Here is a 14,955-nt window from a genome sequence, read left to right as displayed (position 1 = left end):
CTTGCTTAGATTTTAGACTGACTTAGACTTCTTAGATTTGTTGTTTTATAATTAAGTATACAAAATAAAATCTAAGAAGTCTAAATATCTAAGAAGTCTAAGAAATCTAATCTAGTATTGTTCCCCAGAATTAGGGAAATCGCGAGATTTCACATCCGCTGCATATTGACCAATTGCTTTTGTCATTTCTTCGTATAAGTTTAAATAACGACGTAAGAAACGCGGACTGAATTCATTATTCATTCCTAACATATCGTGAATAACCAAAACTTGTCCGTCAACGCCACCTCCGGCACCAATTCCGATAACCGGAATCGAAATACTTTTAGCAACTTGTTCAGCAAGATGAGCAGGGATTTTTTCTAAAACAACCGCAAAACAACCTACTTTTTCTAGTAATTTGGCGTCTTCGATTAATTTTTCGGCTTCCTGATCTTCTTTTGCACGAACGCTGTACGTACCAAATTTATAGATAGATTGCGGAGTTAAACCCAAGTGTCCCATAACTGGAATTCCGGCGTTTAATATTTTTTTGATTGATTCTTTAATTTCTTTTCCTCCTTCAAGTTTCACAGCGTGACCGCCACTTTCTTTCATGATTCTAATTGCAGAACGCAAAGCTTCTTTTGGATCAGATTGGTAACTTCCAAAAGGTAAATCTACGACAACTAAGGCTCTTTCGACAGCGCGAACTACAGACGAAGCGTGATAAATCATTTGATCTAAGGTAATTGGCAATGTCGTTTCGTGACCCGCCATAACATTTGATGCTGAATCTCCCACTAAAATCACATCGATTCCTGCGGTATCAACAATTTTTGCCATTGTATAATCGTAAGCTGTTAACATAGAGATTTTTTCTCCGTTGCTTTTCATTTCGATTAATGACTTTGTTGTGATTCTTTTATAATCTTTTTTTGCTACTGACATTTTGTTTTTTTTTGAAGGTGTAAAAGTATTGAATAATTATAGATTGAAATCAGCATTCGATAAATATTTCAATAGGGAATAGCTTCTTATCTTTAAATTCAAGTATGAATTGACTGTTTTCTATTTTAATGGAAGAATAATAATGTGATGATTTTTTTGCCACAGATTAAAGGATTTAAAAAGATTTCTATTACTGAATCTGTGTTAATCATTTTAATCTGTGGCAAATAATTATTTTAACAATCCGCCATATTTACGGCGATTGCCAATCCACCTTCGGAGGTTTCTTTGTATTTAGAATTCATGTCTTTTGCCGTTTGCCACATTGTATTAATTACTTTGTCCAAAGGCACTTTTGCATTTTTAGAATCAGTTTCAAGCGCTAATTCGGCAGCATTTATAGCTTTTATGGCGCCCATAGTATTTCTTTCGATACACGGAATCTGAACCAAACCACCAATTGGATCACAAGTTAAACCAAGGTGATGTTCCATAGCGATTTCGGCAGCCATTAAAACCTGAGCAGGAGTTCCGCCCATTAATTCGCAAAGCGCTGCGGCAGCCATTGATGACGAAACACCAATTTCGGCCTGACAACCGCCCATTGCAGCAGAAATTGTTGAACCTTTTTTGAAAATACTTCCTATTTCTCCGGCAACCATCAGGAATTGTTTGATTTCTTTTTCGCCTGCATTATGGTTTTCGATTACCAAATAATACATTAAAACAGCCGGAATTACACCAGCGCTTCCGTTTGTAGGCGCTGTAACAACGCGACCCAAAGAAGCATTTACTTCATTCACGGCAAGTGCAAAACAACTTACCCATTTTAAGATCTGGCGAAATTTTACTTCGGTTTTTCTAATTTCTTCCAGCCAGCTTTGCGGATCTGAATAATTAGACAAACCTATTAAGTTTTGGTGCATATCAAAAGCTCTTCTGCGAACGTTTAATCCGCCGGGAAGAACTCCTCCGGTATGACAACCTATGTACATACATTCTAACATTGTGTTCCAGATGCGTATTAATTCTGAGTGAATTTCGGCTTCCGGACGCATCGATTTTTCATTTTCATAAACAATTTCTGAGATCGATTTGTTTTCTGAAATCGTATAATTTAAAAGCTCAACTGCATTTTGAATCGGGAATGGGAAAGCACATTTTATTTCCTCTTTGATTTTTGCATTTGTGCGTTCTTCTTTCACAACAAAACCTCCACCAATCGAATAAAAAGTAGACTCATATTCAGAATCATCTGCTTTATAAGCCGTAAATTTTAGTCCATTTGCATGAAAGGGAAGAAACTCTTTATTGAAGACAATATCCTGAAGAAAGTAAAACGGAACTTTGAATTCGTTTGCCAGAATAATTTCGTTTGTATCTTCGATTGTTTTGATAATTCCGGCAATATTATCAACAGGAATATATTCGGGATCTTGCCCGCTTAAACCCAACATAACCGATAAATCAGTTGCGTGACCTTTTCCGGTTAAAGAAAGTGATCCGTACAAATCGACTTTTACTCGTTTAATCTGGTCTAAAATTGACTCGTCTTTCAGCTCTTCCAAAAAACGTTCTGCGGCTCTCCAAGGTCCTAAAGTATGTGAACTTGAGGGACCAACACCAATTTTAAGCATATCAAAAACAGAGATACATTCTTCCATTGCGTAATTTTTATTAAGACAAAGATAATTGAATAATGCAAAGAAGATTTACTTTGAATTAGAAATGTTGCGATTTTGTTAAAAAAAATATTAAATTTTATTAATTTGGTAACGAAACAAATTTTATTGCTTAATATGCGGTTTTCGTGAGAAGTTCGCATTTTTTTTTAGGTATTTTTGTAGAGAAGCAATCACTAAAGAATCCGATTTGATTTAAGATAAATCGGTACATAATAACTTCTGAAATCTCATTTTAATTTGAACTTCCTTTCGCGAAAAATTAAAATACCACAAAGAAGATAAAATTATAATATGATAGAATTTTTCAAGCATTTCATACACGAATTCGAATTACCACTTAGTAACCCAGTATTGATTTTTTCGTTAATACTTTTTATTATACTCTTGTCCCCAATTTTACTTAAAAAAATTAATATCCCGGGAATTATCGGGCTTATTATTTCTGGTGTAATCATTGGACCTCACGGATTAAATATTCTGGCAAAAAATTCTGCCGTTGATTTATTTTCGACAATTGGACTTCTCTATATTATGTTTATTGCCGGACTTGAACTTGATATGAATGAGTTTAAAGCCAATCGAAATAAGAGTTTATTATTCGGATTTTTCACTTTCATTTTCCCGCTTTCGATAGGATTTCCGGTTTGTTTTTATTTACTGAACTACGATTTTAACGCTAGTTTTTTGACCGCAAGTATGTTCGCAACGCATACTTTGGTAGCGTATCCAATTGTGAGTAAACTAGGAATTGCAAAAAATCAGGCAGTTGCCATAACCGTTGGAGGAACGATTTTAACGGATACTGCCGTTTTGATTATTTTGGCCATTATTATGGGAAGTAGTCAGGGAAATCTGAATCAGGCATTTTGGATAAAACTAACCGTTTCATTGGCGATATTCTCGGCAATTATGTTTTTTGTTATTCCGAGGATTGCAAAATGGTTCTTTAAGAAATTAGAAAGTGAGAAACACGCCCATTATATATTTGTACTTTCTGTAGTTTTCTTCGCCGCGTTTTTGGCAGAAGTAGCAGGAGTAGAGCCAATTATTGGAGCCTTTGTTGCCGGTTTGGCATTAAATCCATTAATTCCGCATTCATCAGCATTGATGAATAGAATTGAGTTTATAGGAAACGCATTATTCATTCCGTTTTTCCTGATTTCTGTGGGAATGTTAGTCGATATAAGTGTGATTCTTAGCGGTCCAACAGCGTTAATTGTTGCCGGAACTTTGAGTGTTGTCGCTATTTTTGGAAAATGGATCGCAGCATTTTTTACCCAAATTGTTTTTAAATATACAAAGACAGAAAGACAACTTATTTTCGGATTAAGCAGTGCGCACGCGGCTGCAACATTGGCGGTTATTTTAGTTGGATTTAAAGCGAAAATTCTGGATGAAAACATCTTAAACGGAACTATTATTTTAATTCTGATTACTTGTATTGTAGCTTCTTTTGCAACTGAAAAAGCGGCTAAAAAGATTGCCATTTGCGAAGAAGAAGTTTCGCATGAAGAAGCAAATAGTGATCAAATTTTAGACGAACATATTTTAATTCCGTTAGCAAAAACTTCGGCTACAGCCAGTTTATTAGATTTTGCCCTTTTGATAAAAGATAAAAAATCAGCCAATCCGGTTACTTTATTAACGATTGTTCCTAATAATGATCAGGCGGAAAAAAATATATTAAAGTATCGAAAAGCCGTTGATAAATTTGTAATTCAAGGATCAGCTTCAGAAGTAAAAATTAATACGATTGCCAGAATTGACCACAATCCTGCAAGCGGAATTGCGAGAACTTCAAAAGAGATTATGTCTGATATTGTGATTGTAGGCTGGCCAAGAAAAACAGGTTTCCTGGATAAAATTTTTGGTGAAAATGTAGATTCAATTATCAATAATGTAGACAAAAGTTTATTTATCTGTAGGTTTCAAAAAACATTTATCGAAGAGAAAAGATTGGTTTTCATTTGTCCTCCTTTTTCAGAAAGAGGCGTTGGATTCCATCTTTTGTTACAGAAAATCTGCCGATTATCGCAAGAATTAAGTATTCCGATTGTGATTTACGCTGAGTATAAAACACATCAAGCGATTCAACAAGTTGCTACTAAATTGAAGTTGAATGCGAAGTTAGGCTTTAAAAGTATTTTGGATTGGGATAATTTTGAATCAATTTCAGATGAAATAAAACCAACAGATTTAATTGTTTTCAATTTATCCAGAAAAGGTTCCGTTTCTTATCATTCTATATTTGATAAATTGCCTCAGAAATTCGAAAGATCGTTCAGTGATAATAACTTGATTTTGGTTTATGCTCAAGATGATCGCAAAGAAACTTCAATGGATGCTTACGAAGATTTTACCGCAACACCATTGACAAAAGGTCTGGAAGCGATTGAGCAAATTGGTCGTGGCTTAGGCAATATTTTGAAGAAAAGTTAGTTTTAAGAGATAATTCTTACAATTTAAATAAAATGAAACTGAGGTTTTCCCTGATTGCATTGCTGTTTTTGACTCTTACAATAACAGCTCAAAACAAAATGAAAAGCGCTGAAGAACTTATAGATAAAAAAGATCCAGCTTGGGCGACTGTTCAAGAATGGATTAAAACGGCAAAAAACAAAGTTGAGGTTTTACCCGTTGACGCTTCAAAAGCCAAAGAAACATTATATAATACTCAAGTTACTACGCGTTCATCATTAGGAGCGGTTATTTTTATGACTGGCGGAATTTTGGTTGATGATGGCTGGATTAGAATTCTGGGTTCGGGAAATTCAAAATTTAATCGCACACTTTCAGATTGGAATAAAGGAAAAACATTTAAAGAGTTTGGCGAAACACCTTCTTTTACATTAATTGCTGATGATGCAATTGGCGGTTTTTACCTTTTAAATGGCGGCGGATTAGGAACTGATTTGGGGAAGGTTTATTATTTTTCTCCGGACAATCTCGAATATGAACCACTTGATATTACGTATTCTGAATTTTTAGGATTTTGTTTTAGCAATGATTTGGATAAATTCTATGAAGGCAACAGATGGAATGGCTGGCGACAAGAAGTTTCGAAATTAAAAGGTGATGAGGTTTTTAATTTTTATCCTTTTCTATGGACAGCCGAAGGAAGCGATATCAATAAAAACTCAAGAAAAATAATTCCGGTTCAGGAACAATATAGTTTAAATATTGATTTAAGAAAACAACTTGGTTTTGGTCAATAGAATTTGGTTTTGAGATTGAATTATTATTTTTAAGAAAAGATAATTCTTGAAAATCATATAATTATTTAGATGAAAGAAAAAATACTTTTATACTTCTTATTGATTTCATTTTCCTGTTTTTCGCAAACGGGTAAATTGACAGGTAAGCTAATTTTAAAAGATCCTGAGAATTATAAAAAGGTTCTTGAAAATACTTATATAATTTTAAAAACAAGCATTAAGACAGATAGTATAAAAGTTGATTCTGATTTAAGATTTGTATTCGAAGATGTAAAAGCGGAGAAGAAAATAAAAATATTTATTTCGCCGAGGAATTATCCCATTAATATTTGTTATATGATGGACTTAAAAGAAAATGAAGTAGAGAATGTAGAAATTCCATATACATCGACTTGTCCTTATTCAAAAGATAGAAATAATGTTTGTCCAATTTGTAGTAAGAATGATGAAGTACTTCCGATTATTTACGGATTGTCAGCAGGAATAAGTTACAAGGATAAAGATGGAAATCCTACAGATAAAAATGGGAAGATAATTTCTAAAGAAGAAAATGAAAAGGTAAAATCTATATCTGGTGGTTGTATAGTATCTGATTGTCAGCCGACTTGGTTTTGTCAAAGAGATAAATTGAATTTCTAAATTTTAAACTTCAACGAATTATGAAACACAAAGCAGTATCAATCCGCCCATTTATTGGAGCCAAAGATTTTGAAATCTCCAGAAGTTTCTATCAGGATTTAGGTTTTGAAGAAGGCGTTTTAGATCCAAAGTTTTCTGTTTTTAAAACAGGGGAATTAGCCTTTTATCTTCAGGATTATTATGATAAAAGCTGGATCGAAAACACAATGATTTTTCTCGAAGTTGAAGATGTTGATTATTATTACAACGAACTTTTGAAACTCAATCTGACGGAGAAATACGGCGTAAAATTAACTCCAACGAAACATTTTGATTGGGGAAGTGAATGTTTTTTACACGATCCATCTGGAGTTTTGTGGCATTTTGGGAATTTTTCTGGTAAAGAGTATAACAAATAGTTGCCACGAATTGCACTAATTTTTACTAATTGAAATATGCTGAAATTTTATGTCAATTTGAGCAAAAATTCGTGCTCATTCGTGAAATTCGTGGCAGAGAAAAATAAATTAGTGGCAAAAAACTAGAGATTAAAATCTTCTAAATGTATTGTGTTTTCTTCTCTTTGATACCAATCATTATAAACTAATTCGATATTTTCGACTTTAAATTCTCCGAAATCAAAATCACGAAATTTCTCTGCAACGTCTATTAATTGTTTTGGATTTTGAAGCTTTTCCTGAAATCTTAAAACTGTAGAATGCGCCGTTGAAATGGCATATCGGCTATCAATACTTTGTTGTAAAGTTGATTGTTTAAAATTCTTGCGTAGTTTATCCCGTAAGTTATTAAGAGATTCATCCGTTGGAAAACCTTGAATCATCAAAGCAGAAGGTGAAGCTGTAATGCCTTGAAATTTAATTTTAATTTCGTTTACATCAATCAGACTTTTTTTGATAATTTCAACGTAATCTGCAATTGTAATTTTGTTTAAACTAAAACCTTCATAACACGAAATAATCGACATTACAGTAATATGAATATCAGAATCCGGATAATAATATTGTAAAGGATCAATCGCTTTTAATTCGTTTAAAAAGAACAGAATATTAGCCTTAATAGTTTCGCTTGGTCTGATTAATAAAGTAATCCCAAAACGCAAATCAGATTTGTCATTAATTTGAGAATCCAGTTTGTAATTACCTGCTAAAATAGCTTCAGAAGATTTTTTGTAGAGTTCGTTATAATGTTCTTGTAAATTCATTGTATTGTTTATTCAGCTTCAAAAACAGATTTCAAAAGCTGTTGTAAATCATGTTTATTATTCTCGCCGCCACCTTTCCATTTTCCAATAATGACTCCGTTTTTGTCAATTAAAACTTTATGCGGAATTCCGAAAACAAAGTAATCATTGACAATTGTAGTTTTGTTTTCAGTAGCAGAAAGATGTTTCCAGGATTCGATTTTTTCTTTCGCAATAGCGTTTTTCCAAAGATCGGCTTTTTCATCTTCAGTAACGCTAATGATTTCAAATCCTTGTTGGTTGTATTTTTTGTACAATTCTTTGATATAAGGCAGTTCTTCAAGACATGGAGCACACCAACTTGCCCAAAAGTCTATTAGTACGTATTTCTTCTCTTTAAAATCACTTAGCGAAACGGTTTGACCGTTAATATCTTTTAATGTAAATGCGGGAGCAATACTGCCAACTTTGCTTTGTTTGAAGTACTTTAGTCGTTTTGACATTTCTTTGCCTTCTTCGGAATTCTTTACTTCTGGAGAAAAATTTTGGAAAACTTCCACGAAAGTGTCATAGAAATTCATTCCTGTAAAACGACCAACATTTATTTTCATTATTTGCAAAGCCTTTAATGAATTTGGATGTTTTTTGGCAAAATCAAAGTCAAGTTTTAATTGGTTTATATCGTTTTGATCTTTCGCATTCCAAAGTGTGTCTAAACGAAGTGTAAGCAGATTTCGTTTAGTAGAATCTGTTTCAAGTTCTATTTTAAGATTGTAATCTTTAATTAATTTCGAAATAGAATCTTGAATTTTTCGGGTTGGTTTGTGCAATTCTGCAAGTTCTTTTTCGATTAAAGGTTCATTTTGAGCGATAATAAAAGGACTTGTAAAAAGCGAAAGAAGTAAAATAAAGATTTGTAATTGTTTCATAGAATTGGTTTAGTTCGGTTTGTGGTTAGTTTATAGAACATAAGAAACAACGTCTGGAAATCTTATTTATTTTTTGCTTTTTCTAGATTTTGCTTTACTCTGAATTTTACAATTTTGGTAATTAAGTCAAAAGGCATTGGTTGATTTAAAGGAAATTGTACAGAGCCTTTTCCTGATTTATATTTCGAAAGTTCTGCTGCAAAAGCTTCGTGTCCGCTTGGTAAAGCATACAAGCCAATATGATTTTTGAAGGCGGCGAAATAAACCACAATTCCGTTTTGCTCAAAAGCCGGCATCGAATAACTGATTTTTTCTTTGGCATTCGGAGCCGCTTTTTGGATTGTCATTCTCACTTTCTCCAAAATTTCCTGAACATCATTTGGGAATGCGCCAATGTATTCGTCGATATTCTCAGGTTTCTTAATGTCCATTTTTTATAATTTTTGTGAAGAATAGATTAATGAATCTCTCGCAAAGACGCGAAGTCGCAGAGTTTTAGCACGCAGATTACGCGGATTTAAGCAGATTTTTTTTTAATATGATATAATTCTGCGTATATCAGCCTAAATCTTTTTAAATCTGCGTGAAACAAAAAAACTTTGCGACTTTGCGCGATTAAAAGATTAAAAAACTGAATTTATAATATTCTTACGCGAGACCTTTCGGAAAACGATCCAAGACCAAATTCAATAAAATATTATGTTCTAAATAAGCTTTGGCTCCAGCCAAAACTAACGTAAAACCTTCTGTAGAATTTCGAACCTGATCGATTATTTTATCTGAATCTCCTTTTAAACCTGAATTTGTAATGCTTACAAAAGTTTCATTTTCGTTTAACGGAGTAAAAATCCATTCGACTAAAGTGGTTTCATCAGGATTTCCCCATTCGATTACAATTTTTTTATTTTCCTGCAAAACGTGCGTTGTCACCGTTAATGAAAAACCATACATTTCCCATGTCTATTCGGTTTTTGTGTCCTGTTCTAATTTTCCGGAACCTTTGGTAAACCAAAATTTACGGGTGATTTCCGGATCAATAAAAGCCTGAAAAACTTCTGAAACAGGTTTTCTAATCAGCATTTCGGCTTTTGCGAAGTGGTTGTTTTCTACTTTCATTTTTTGTTGGTCAGATGTTGTTTGTAAAATGTGAAATGTAAAAAAAGTTTAGTTTGTCATTCCGAGTAACGAGGAATCTCCGTGAGAAACTCCGTAAGGAAAAGTCAATCTTTGGCGAGCTACTTGCGGAGATTCCTCGTTCCTCGGAATGACAAAACGGGCGTGTAAACTTGAAACGTGAAATATTTTTCTAAACCCCTAATTTAAGAATTTAAGCTATTATATGCACCAAAATTTAATTAAAACGTAAATCCGGTAATTAAATTAAAAGAATTTGTTTTCATTGATTCGTCAGTTGGCATATCAGGATTCGCAATATCTGTTAAGCCTAAATTTTCGCGTAATTCAACATAGATAGAATGTTTATCATTTAATTTAAATTCTTTTCCAAAACCTGCTGAAATTCCAAAATCTAATGACTTTCTGTATTTTGTATTCTCCAGATCTTCATCTGGAGTTTGTTTTCTGGAAGATTCAAACGTCATTCCGGACTTAATTAAATAACCCAAATAAGGTCCACCATTTATATAGAAACTCTTATTATGGGTAAAACTGAATTTTAGCATTATTGGAAGTGTAATGTAATTTAGATATGTAACAGACTTAAAATTATAAATAGCATCTGCTGGTGGCATTGGGTTATCCGGAGTATACCAACTTGACGATGTTCCTTTTGTAAACTGTGTTTTTCTGTCATAATTTAAATCAGCTTTTAAAGACAGACTTTCATTTAATTTATATTGAAATGAAATTCCAAATAAATAAGATAAACCCGGTTTTTCATTTGTGAAAGAGTGATAACCTCTAAAGGTTGAATAAGTTAAACCTCCTTGTACTCCAAATTTAATTTTTGATTCTTGTGCGGTTGTTGTGAATGTGATTAAAGTAATTGTAAATAATAAGAAAATAATTTTTTTCATGTTTTTGGATAGATTTTTTTCACGGCGAATATATGTAATTATGATTTAGTTTTCCTACCAATTCATTTTCCAGTTTTCGAAAAATAAAAAATCCACACAAGTTTTACCTGTATGGATTATAATCTAAAATCAACAATCTAAAATATATAATTTATTCTCTTATAGTTGTTTTGTCGTGCAAAGCGATTTCGGCGATTTCGTCTTTACGTTTAAAGCTTACGCCTTGATGTTGTTGCATGTATTTTATAAGATCGTTTGTTGCTTTTACCATTTGTGGAGTTCCGCCAATACGATCATGAAAACTTATAGACATTTGTCGGCGTTGTGTTTCACTTTCGGTATAAAGTTGGTCAAATTCCATTTTCGCTTGTTGCAAAAATTGATCTGCCGAAAAGTTTTTTCCTTCAATTAAAACAATATCATTACATCGAATTGTATACGGAATCACGGCAAAATCTTTGTTTTTTACCTGAATAATAAAAGGTTCATCACGACTTAAATCATCAATATGATATTTAAAACCAAGTTCTTGCAGGATTTCTAAAGTGTTTGTTCCGCGGCGAAGCCAGTTTGCATTGTAACCAACAGGCGTAAAACCTGTTACACTTTTTATGGCGTCAACACCATCTTTTATGAATTTCTTTTCTTCGTCATATGGCATTGTATATTGTGTGCTCCAGCTCATTCCGTGTGCAGCGGCTTCATGACCTCTTTGCACAATTTCTTTGGCGAGTTGTGGATTTTTCAAAACAGCAGTTCCAACCATATGCGAAGTCACTTTTACACCTAATTTATCCCAATTGTCCAGCATTCTCGGAACACCTTCTTTATAACCGTATTCATACCAGGTTGCGGCAGGAAGATCAATATACCCTTTTTGTATATTTTGAGGAAACGGGCTTTCTGCATTTTGGGGTTGTCCGCCAGCTTCAAATTGCATCGAAATTGAAACAATTAATCTGGAACCATCGGCCCATTTTGTCTTTTGAGGTGTAAATAAAGGAGCCGTTTTTGAAACTTCCGAAAAAGTTTCCAGAGGATTCATCATTCCAACCATACCGATAATTCCGGTTTGTTTTATAAAATTTCGTCTTGAACTCATGGTTTTTATTTTTTAATTAATAAATCAATTGCCCAGCTATTCGAATCAATAAAATGTAATAATAAGGCAAAAAATGCAATATGAATAAGTTGTGATGGAACTGCTTCCCAGTTCTCAATCATTGAGGTTCCAAATAATAAGGCAAGCATTACAATGCCTCCGGCAATTAAAGATGGTTTCGTGAACAAGCCAAGCAATAAGAGTAAACCAATTGCGAATTCGGCTATTGGCAAAATGTAGCTAAAAGGTGTTACGATGAATTTTGGTAACATAGAATTTTCAAAACTGCCAATCATCCAGTTACTGAAAGTGGTTAGTTTTGGCAAGCGTACCAATCCGTGTCCAAACATGCTAATGGCGATGGCAAGGCGTAATAATAAAAAAGAGGTTGTTTCCATTTTTGTATGATTTTATAATGCAAAGTTGCGAAGAACACCTTTTTAAAATTTGTACAATCATGGGATTAATTTGTATTTTTGGAAGATGGAAATTAGAAATTTATACCATCCTTTTGAACTTCAGTTTTTGGAAGTTTCGGAATATGAAGCCAAAGAACGTAAAAACACTTTTTTTGAAATGGTTTTTGTTTTAGAAGGAAAAGGAATTCAGATAATCAACGATCATCGATTGCCTTATAGTAACGATAAATTGTTTTTGATTTTTCCGCAAGATACTCATAGTTTTGAGGTTATAGAGAAAACAAAGTTTTTCTTTATCAGATTTCATGATAGTTATCTCAAAACACAAAGCAACGACTGGATTCAGAAATTAGAATTTATCTTTCACAACCACAATCATTTACCGGGATGTATTTTAAAAACCGTAACCGATAAACCTTTGTTGCGTGCGATGGTAGAAGCGTTGATTAGAGAAGAAAGCAGTAATTTTCCGCAGCAACAAGAAGTAATTAAACAAATTTTGAATACTATTATTACGATTGCTGCCAGAAATATTTCGCTTATTTCGCCATTTGCTCTTAATCAATCTAATGCAGATTCGAGTTTGGATTTATTGAATTATGTGCATCATAATATTTATCAGCCTGAGGAATTAAAAGCAACAAAAATGGCGTTGAAATTCAATGTTTCGCCCACTTATATTAGTGAGTATTTTAAAACTAAAACAGGACAAAGCATTCAACAATATACGATTGCCTACAAAGTAAAACTCATCGAAACCAGATTGAAATTTACTAATATGCAAATCAATGAAATTGTATACGAGTTTGGTTTTAGCGATGCAAGTCACCTGAATCGATTGTTTAAAAAATATACAGGATTGAATCCGAGTGATTATAAGAAGCAATTTAAAAATTAGAACAAATCATAAGATTACGATTTGTCCTTATCAATCCATTTTCCAGTTGTTGGCGGTACATAATTTTTCATTTGCTCTAACAAATCATCAATGTTATCGCTTACTAAAAGCATATTTTTATTGGCATCTTTCAGTAAACCTTTTTCGACCATTGTTTTGGTTAGTTCAATTAAGGAATCATAAAATCCGTTAATGTTTAGAATTGCGATTGGTTTTTTATGCAAACCTAATTGTGCCCAAGTCAGCATTTCAAAAAGTTCTTCGAGAGTTCCAAAACCACCCGGAAGCGCAATAACGCCATCGCATAAATCGTTCATTTTGGTTTTTCTTTCGTGCATACTTTCGACCAAAATTAATTCGGTTAAACCGAGATGTGCGATTTCTTTAGATCTCAAAAAGTTCGGAAGAACTCCAATTACTTTTCCACCTTCGTTAAGAACGCCATCAGCCACAGCACCCATCAAACCAACATTTGCGCCACCGTAAACTAATTCTATATTTTGTTTGGCAAATGTTTGTCCAAGTAATGTTGCTTGTTCTGTATAAATTTCTTCGGTACCAAAACTCGATCCGCAGAAGACTGTTATTCTTTTCATTTTTTAGTTGTTTTTATGTTTATTTGCTACAATCTTGTCATTGCGAGGAACGAAGCAATCTCACTTTGCTAAATCTCGCAATACTTTTATGAGTGTGGTTGCTTCGTTCCTCGCAATGACGTAAAATGCGAATAAAAAACCCGCGTCAATCTGTTCAATCCGCAAAATCCGTGAGCAAACTAAATTAAATCTGTTTAATCTGAACACAAGAAACATTTTCCATTTTAACTTCTTTTCCGACTTTTTTAAGCAATCCTGTTTGTTGATTTCTTCTAAAAACTACCACATTTCCGGTAAGAACATTGGTTGCAATAAGAAATTTTCCAGTTTCATCGATAGCAAAAATTCTCGGATGTTTTCCTAAAGTCGATTGATAACCAATGTTTTTCAAAAGACCATTTTGAGCAATAGAAAAAATTGCAATATTGTTTTCTTTTCCTCTGTTTGTCGCATATAGAAATTTTCCGTCAGGCGAAATATGAATGTCAGAACTTTCAAAACCTTCCTTAATGTTATCCGGATGTGTGTTTATGTGTTGAATTTTGGTCAAAATGCCATTTTCATATTGATATACGCTTATTGCTCCGGCCATTTCTTCGATACAATAACCAAATTTCTGATTGGGATGAAAAGTAAAATGTCTAGGTCCGGCTTCTAAATCTGTTTTTATAAAAGGATGATCTGTTTCTACCAAAGGTTGCTTTTGAGTTGCGTCAAATTGATAACAACGTATTTTATCGGCACCAAGATCCGGCAGGAATAAATAATCATTTTGAGGCGAAAATACAGTCGAATGAATGTGCGATCTGTCTTGTCGTTCTTTGTTAACACTTCCGTCCAAGTATTGAAAATTTTGAGCAAGAGAATCTATTTTTCCATTTTCTAAAAGCGGATGAACAGAAACACTTCCTTCCGTATAATTGCCATTTACGAGCCATTTCCCACTTTTATGAACCGCAACATAAACAGGGTTTTCACCGCCGCTTTTTTGACTGTTCAAAAAGGTCAAAGTTTTATTTTCCGGATTAAACTCAAAACTACTGACACTTCCGGCATTTGGCGTTTTGGTTTCGGTACAAGCGTATAGATATTTTCCGTTTGGAGACAAAGTCAGATACGACGGATTTACAACATTTTTTATAGCGGTTATTTTGCTCAATTTCCCATTTATAGTATCTAATTGATAAACCTGAATAGATTCTGCTGTTTTATCACGATTATAAGATCCCAGAAAAATATAAGTATTTTGAGAAAACGCATTTACAGCAAGCAGAAATGCAATTGCTAAGAAAGATATTTTTGATTTCAAGGTTTTTTGAGGTATTA

General features: G+C 33.4%; 15 protein-coding genes and 1 pseudogene. 5 read left to right on the top strand and 11 right to left on the bottom strand.

The genetic code is table 11. The features are described from left to right. Positions 1-111 precede the first annotated feature (111 nt). Both panB and WN975_RS11660 read right to left on the bottom strand, forming a co-directional pair. Positions 112-930 carry a 3-methyl-2-oxobutanoate hydroxymethyltransferase gene (gene panB, locus WN975_RS11665; RefSeq protein WP_099708841.1) on the bottom strand — a complete coding sequence of 273 codons (819 nt, stop codon included), beginning with the start codon at positions 928-930 and terminating at the stop codon, positions 112-114. Between the two features lie 236 nt (positions 931-1,166). Next, on the bottom strand, positions 1,167-2,594 hold the full coding sequence (locus WN975_RS11660) for an L-serine ammonia-lyase (protein WP_337966688.1): 1,428 nt from the start codon (positions 2,592-2,594) through the stop codon (positions 1,167-1,169). Between the two features lie 312 nt (positions 2,595-2,906). Here WN975_RS11660 and WN975_RS11655 point away from each other — a divergent pair, with 312 nt between their 5' ends. From WN975_RS11655 to WN975_RS11640, 4 genes are all read left to right on the top strand, one after another. Next, a complete protein-coding gene (locus WN975_RS11655; protein ID WP_337966687.1) occupies positions 2,907-5,054 on the top strand; it encodes a cation:proton antiporter in 2,148 nt (715 codons plus the stop codon). Between the two features lie 32 nt (positions 5,055-5,086). Then, a complete protein-coding gene (locus WN975_RS11650) occupies positions 5,087-5,830 on the top strand; it encodes a DUF2625 domain-containing protein (protein ID WP_337966686.1) in 744 nt (247 codons plus the stop codon). Positions 5,831-5,899: 69 nt separating this feature from the next. Beyond that, the gene (locus WN975_RS11645; RefSeq protein WP_337966685.1) at positions 5,900-6,469 is read left to right on the top strand and encodes a hypothetical protein; all 570 of its coding nucleotides are present in this window, start codon (positions 5,900-5,902) and stop codon (positions 6,467-6,469) included. Positions 6,470-6,489: 20 nt separating this feature from the next. Continuing rightward, a complete protein-coding gene (locus WN975_RS11640; protein WP_337966684.1) occupies positions 6,490-6,867 on the top strand; it encodes a glyoxalase in 378 nt (125 codons plus the stop codon). Between the two features lie 122 nt (positions 6,868-6,989). Here WN975_RS11640 and WN975_RS11635 read toward each other — a convergent pair whose 3' ends face one another. The 7 genes and pseudogenes from WN975_RS11635 to WN975_RS11605 all read right to left on the bottom strand — a co-directional run bounded on the left by WN975_RS11635 (position 6,990) and on the right by WN975_RS11605 (position 12,114). Next, positions 6,990-7,670, bottom strand: coding sequence for a mutarotase (locus WN975_RS11635; protein WP_337966683.1), 681 nt, complete (start codon positions 7,668-7,670; stop codon positions 6,990-6,992). A gap of 8 nt (positions 7,671-7,678) precedes the next feature. Continuing rightward, complete coding sequence (locus tag WN975_RS11630; RefSeq protein WP_337966682.1) at positions 7,679-8,578, bottom strand: TlpA disulfide reductase family protein; 900 nt, start codon at positions 8,576-8,578, stop codon at positions 7,679-7,681. A gap of 62 nt (positions 8,579-8,640) precedes the next feature. Continuing rightward, entirely contained in the window at positions 8,641-9,009 is a 369-nt protein-coding gene (locus WN975_RS11625) for a DUF1801 domain-containing protein (protein WP_337966681.1), read from the bottom strand. 217 nt (positions 9,010-9,226) lie between these two features. Further along, positions 9,227-9,694, bottom strand: a pseudogene (locus tag WN975_RS11620) (SRPBCC family protein). A gap of 239 nt (positions 9,695-9,933) precedes the next feature. After that, positions 9,934-10,614 carry a porin family protein gene (locus WN975_RS11615; protein ID WP_337966680.1) on the bottom strand — a complete coding sequence of 227 codons (681 nt, stop codon included), beginning with the start codon at positions 10,612-10,614 and terminating at the stop codon, positions 9,934-9,936. Between the two features lie 151 nt (positions 10,615-10,765). Then, complete coding sequence (locus tag WN975_RS11610; RefSeq protein WP_337966679.1) at positions 10,766-11,716, bottom strand: polysaccharide deacetylase family protein; 951 nt, start codon at positions 11,714-11,716, stop codon at positions 10,766-10,768. Between the two features lie 5 nt (positions 11,717-11,721). Further along, positions 11,722-12,114 carry a DoxX family membrane protein gene (locus WN975_RS11605; protein WP_099708830.1) on the bottom strand — a complete coding sequence of 131 codons (393 nt, stop codon included), beginning with the start codon at positions 12,112-12,114 and terminating at the stop codon, positions 11,722-11,724. 85 nt (positions 12,115-12,199) lie between these two features. Here WN975_RS11605 and WN975_RS11600 point away from each other — a divergent pair, with 85 nt between their 5' ends. Next, complete coding sequence (locus WN975_RS11600) at positions 12,200-13,033, top strand: AraC family transcriptional regulator (RefSeq protein ID WP_337966678.1); 834 nt, start codon at positions 12,200-12,202, stop codon at positions 13,031-13,033. Positions 13,034-13,047: 14 nt separating this feature from the next. Here WN975_RS11600 and WN975_RS11595 read toward each other — a convergent pair whose 3' ends face one another. Together WN975_RS11595 and WN975_RS11590 are read right to left on the bottom strand one after the other, a co-directional pair. Next, positions 13,048-13,629, bottom strand: coding sequence for a TIGR00730 family Rossman fold protein (locus WN975_RS11595; RefSeq protein ID WP_337966677.1), 582 nt, complete (start codon positions 13,627-13,629; stop codon positions 13,048-13,050). A gap of 184 nt (positions 13,630-13,813) precedes the next feature. Further along, positions 13,814-14,938: a lactonase family protein gene (locus tag WN975_RS11590; protein ID WP_337966676.1), complete on the bottom strand. Its 1,125-nt coding sequence runs from the start codon at positions 14,936-14,938 to the stop codon at positions 13,814-13,816. Positions 14,939-14,955 lie beyond the last annotated feature (17 nt).

Origin of the sequence: uncultured Flavobacterium sp. (assembly GCF_951805225.1) — a bacterium.
Lineage (GTDB): Bacteria > Bacteroidota > Bacteroidia > Flavobacteriales > Flavobacteriaceae > Flavobacterium.
Note: the sequence above shows the minus strand (reverse complement) of the source record. Positions and strands in the feature narration are given on the sequence as shown.

Bases quoted from the DNA above. Each gene is read 5' to 3' on its own strand.
- panB (WP_099708841.1), bottom strand. From the start codon at position 930: ATGTCAGTAGCAAAAAAAGATTATAAAAGAATCACAACAAAGTCATTA.
- WN975_RS11660 (WP_337966688.1), bottom strand. From the start codon at position 2,594: ATGGAAGAATGTATCTCTGTTTTTGATATGCTTAAAATTGGTGTTGGT.
- WN975_RS11655 (WP_337966687.1), top strand. From the start codon at position 2,907: ATGATAGAATTTTTCAAGCATTTCATACACGAATTCGAATTACCACTT.
- WN975_RS11650 (WP_337966686.1), top strand. From the start codon at position 5,087: ATGAAACTGAGGTTTTCCCTGATTGCATTGCTGTTTTTGACTCTTACA.
- WN975_RS11645 (WP_337966685.1), top strand. From the start codon at position 5,900: ATGAAAGAAAAAATACTTTTATACTTCTTATTGATTTCATTTTCCTGT.
- WN975_RS11640 (WP_337966684.1), top strand. From the start codon at position 6,490: ATGAAACACAAAGCAGTATCAATCCGCCCATTTATTGGAGCCAAAGAT.
- WN975_RS11635 (WP_337966683.1), bottom strand. From the start codon at position 7,670: ATGAATTTACAAGAACATTATAACGAACTCTACAAAAAATCTTCTGAA.
- WN975_RS11630 (WP_337966682.1), bottom strand. From the start codon at position 8,578: ATGAAACAATTACAAATCTTTATTTTACTTCTTTCGCTTTTTACAAGT.
- WN975_RS11625 (WP_337966681.1), bottom strand. From the start codon at position 9,009: ATGGACATTAAGAAACCTGAGAATATCGACGAATACATTGGCGCATTC.
- WN975_RS11615 (WP_337966680.1), bottom strand. From the start codon at position 10,614: ATGAAAAAAATTATTTTCTTATTATTTACAATTACTTTAATCACATTC.
- WN975_RS11610 (WP_337966679.1), bottom strand. From the start codon at position 11,716: ATGAGTTCAAGACGAAATTTTATAAAACAAACCGGAATTATCGGTATG.
- WN975_RS11605 (WP_099708830.1), bottom strand. From the start codon at position 12,114: ATGGAAACAACCTCTTTTTTATTATTACGCCTTGCCATCGCCATTAGC.
- WN975_RS11600 (WP_337966678.1), top strand. From the start codon at position 12,200: ATGGAAATTAGAAATTTATACCATCCTTTTGAACTTCAGTTTTTGGAA.
- WN975_RS11595 (WP_337966677.1), bottom strand. From the start codon at position 13,629: ATGAAAAGAATAACAGTCTTCTGCGGATCGAGTTTTGGTACCGAAGAA.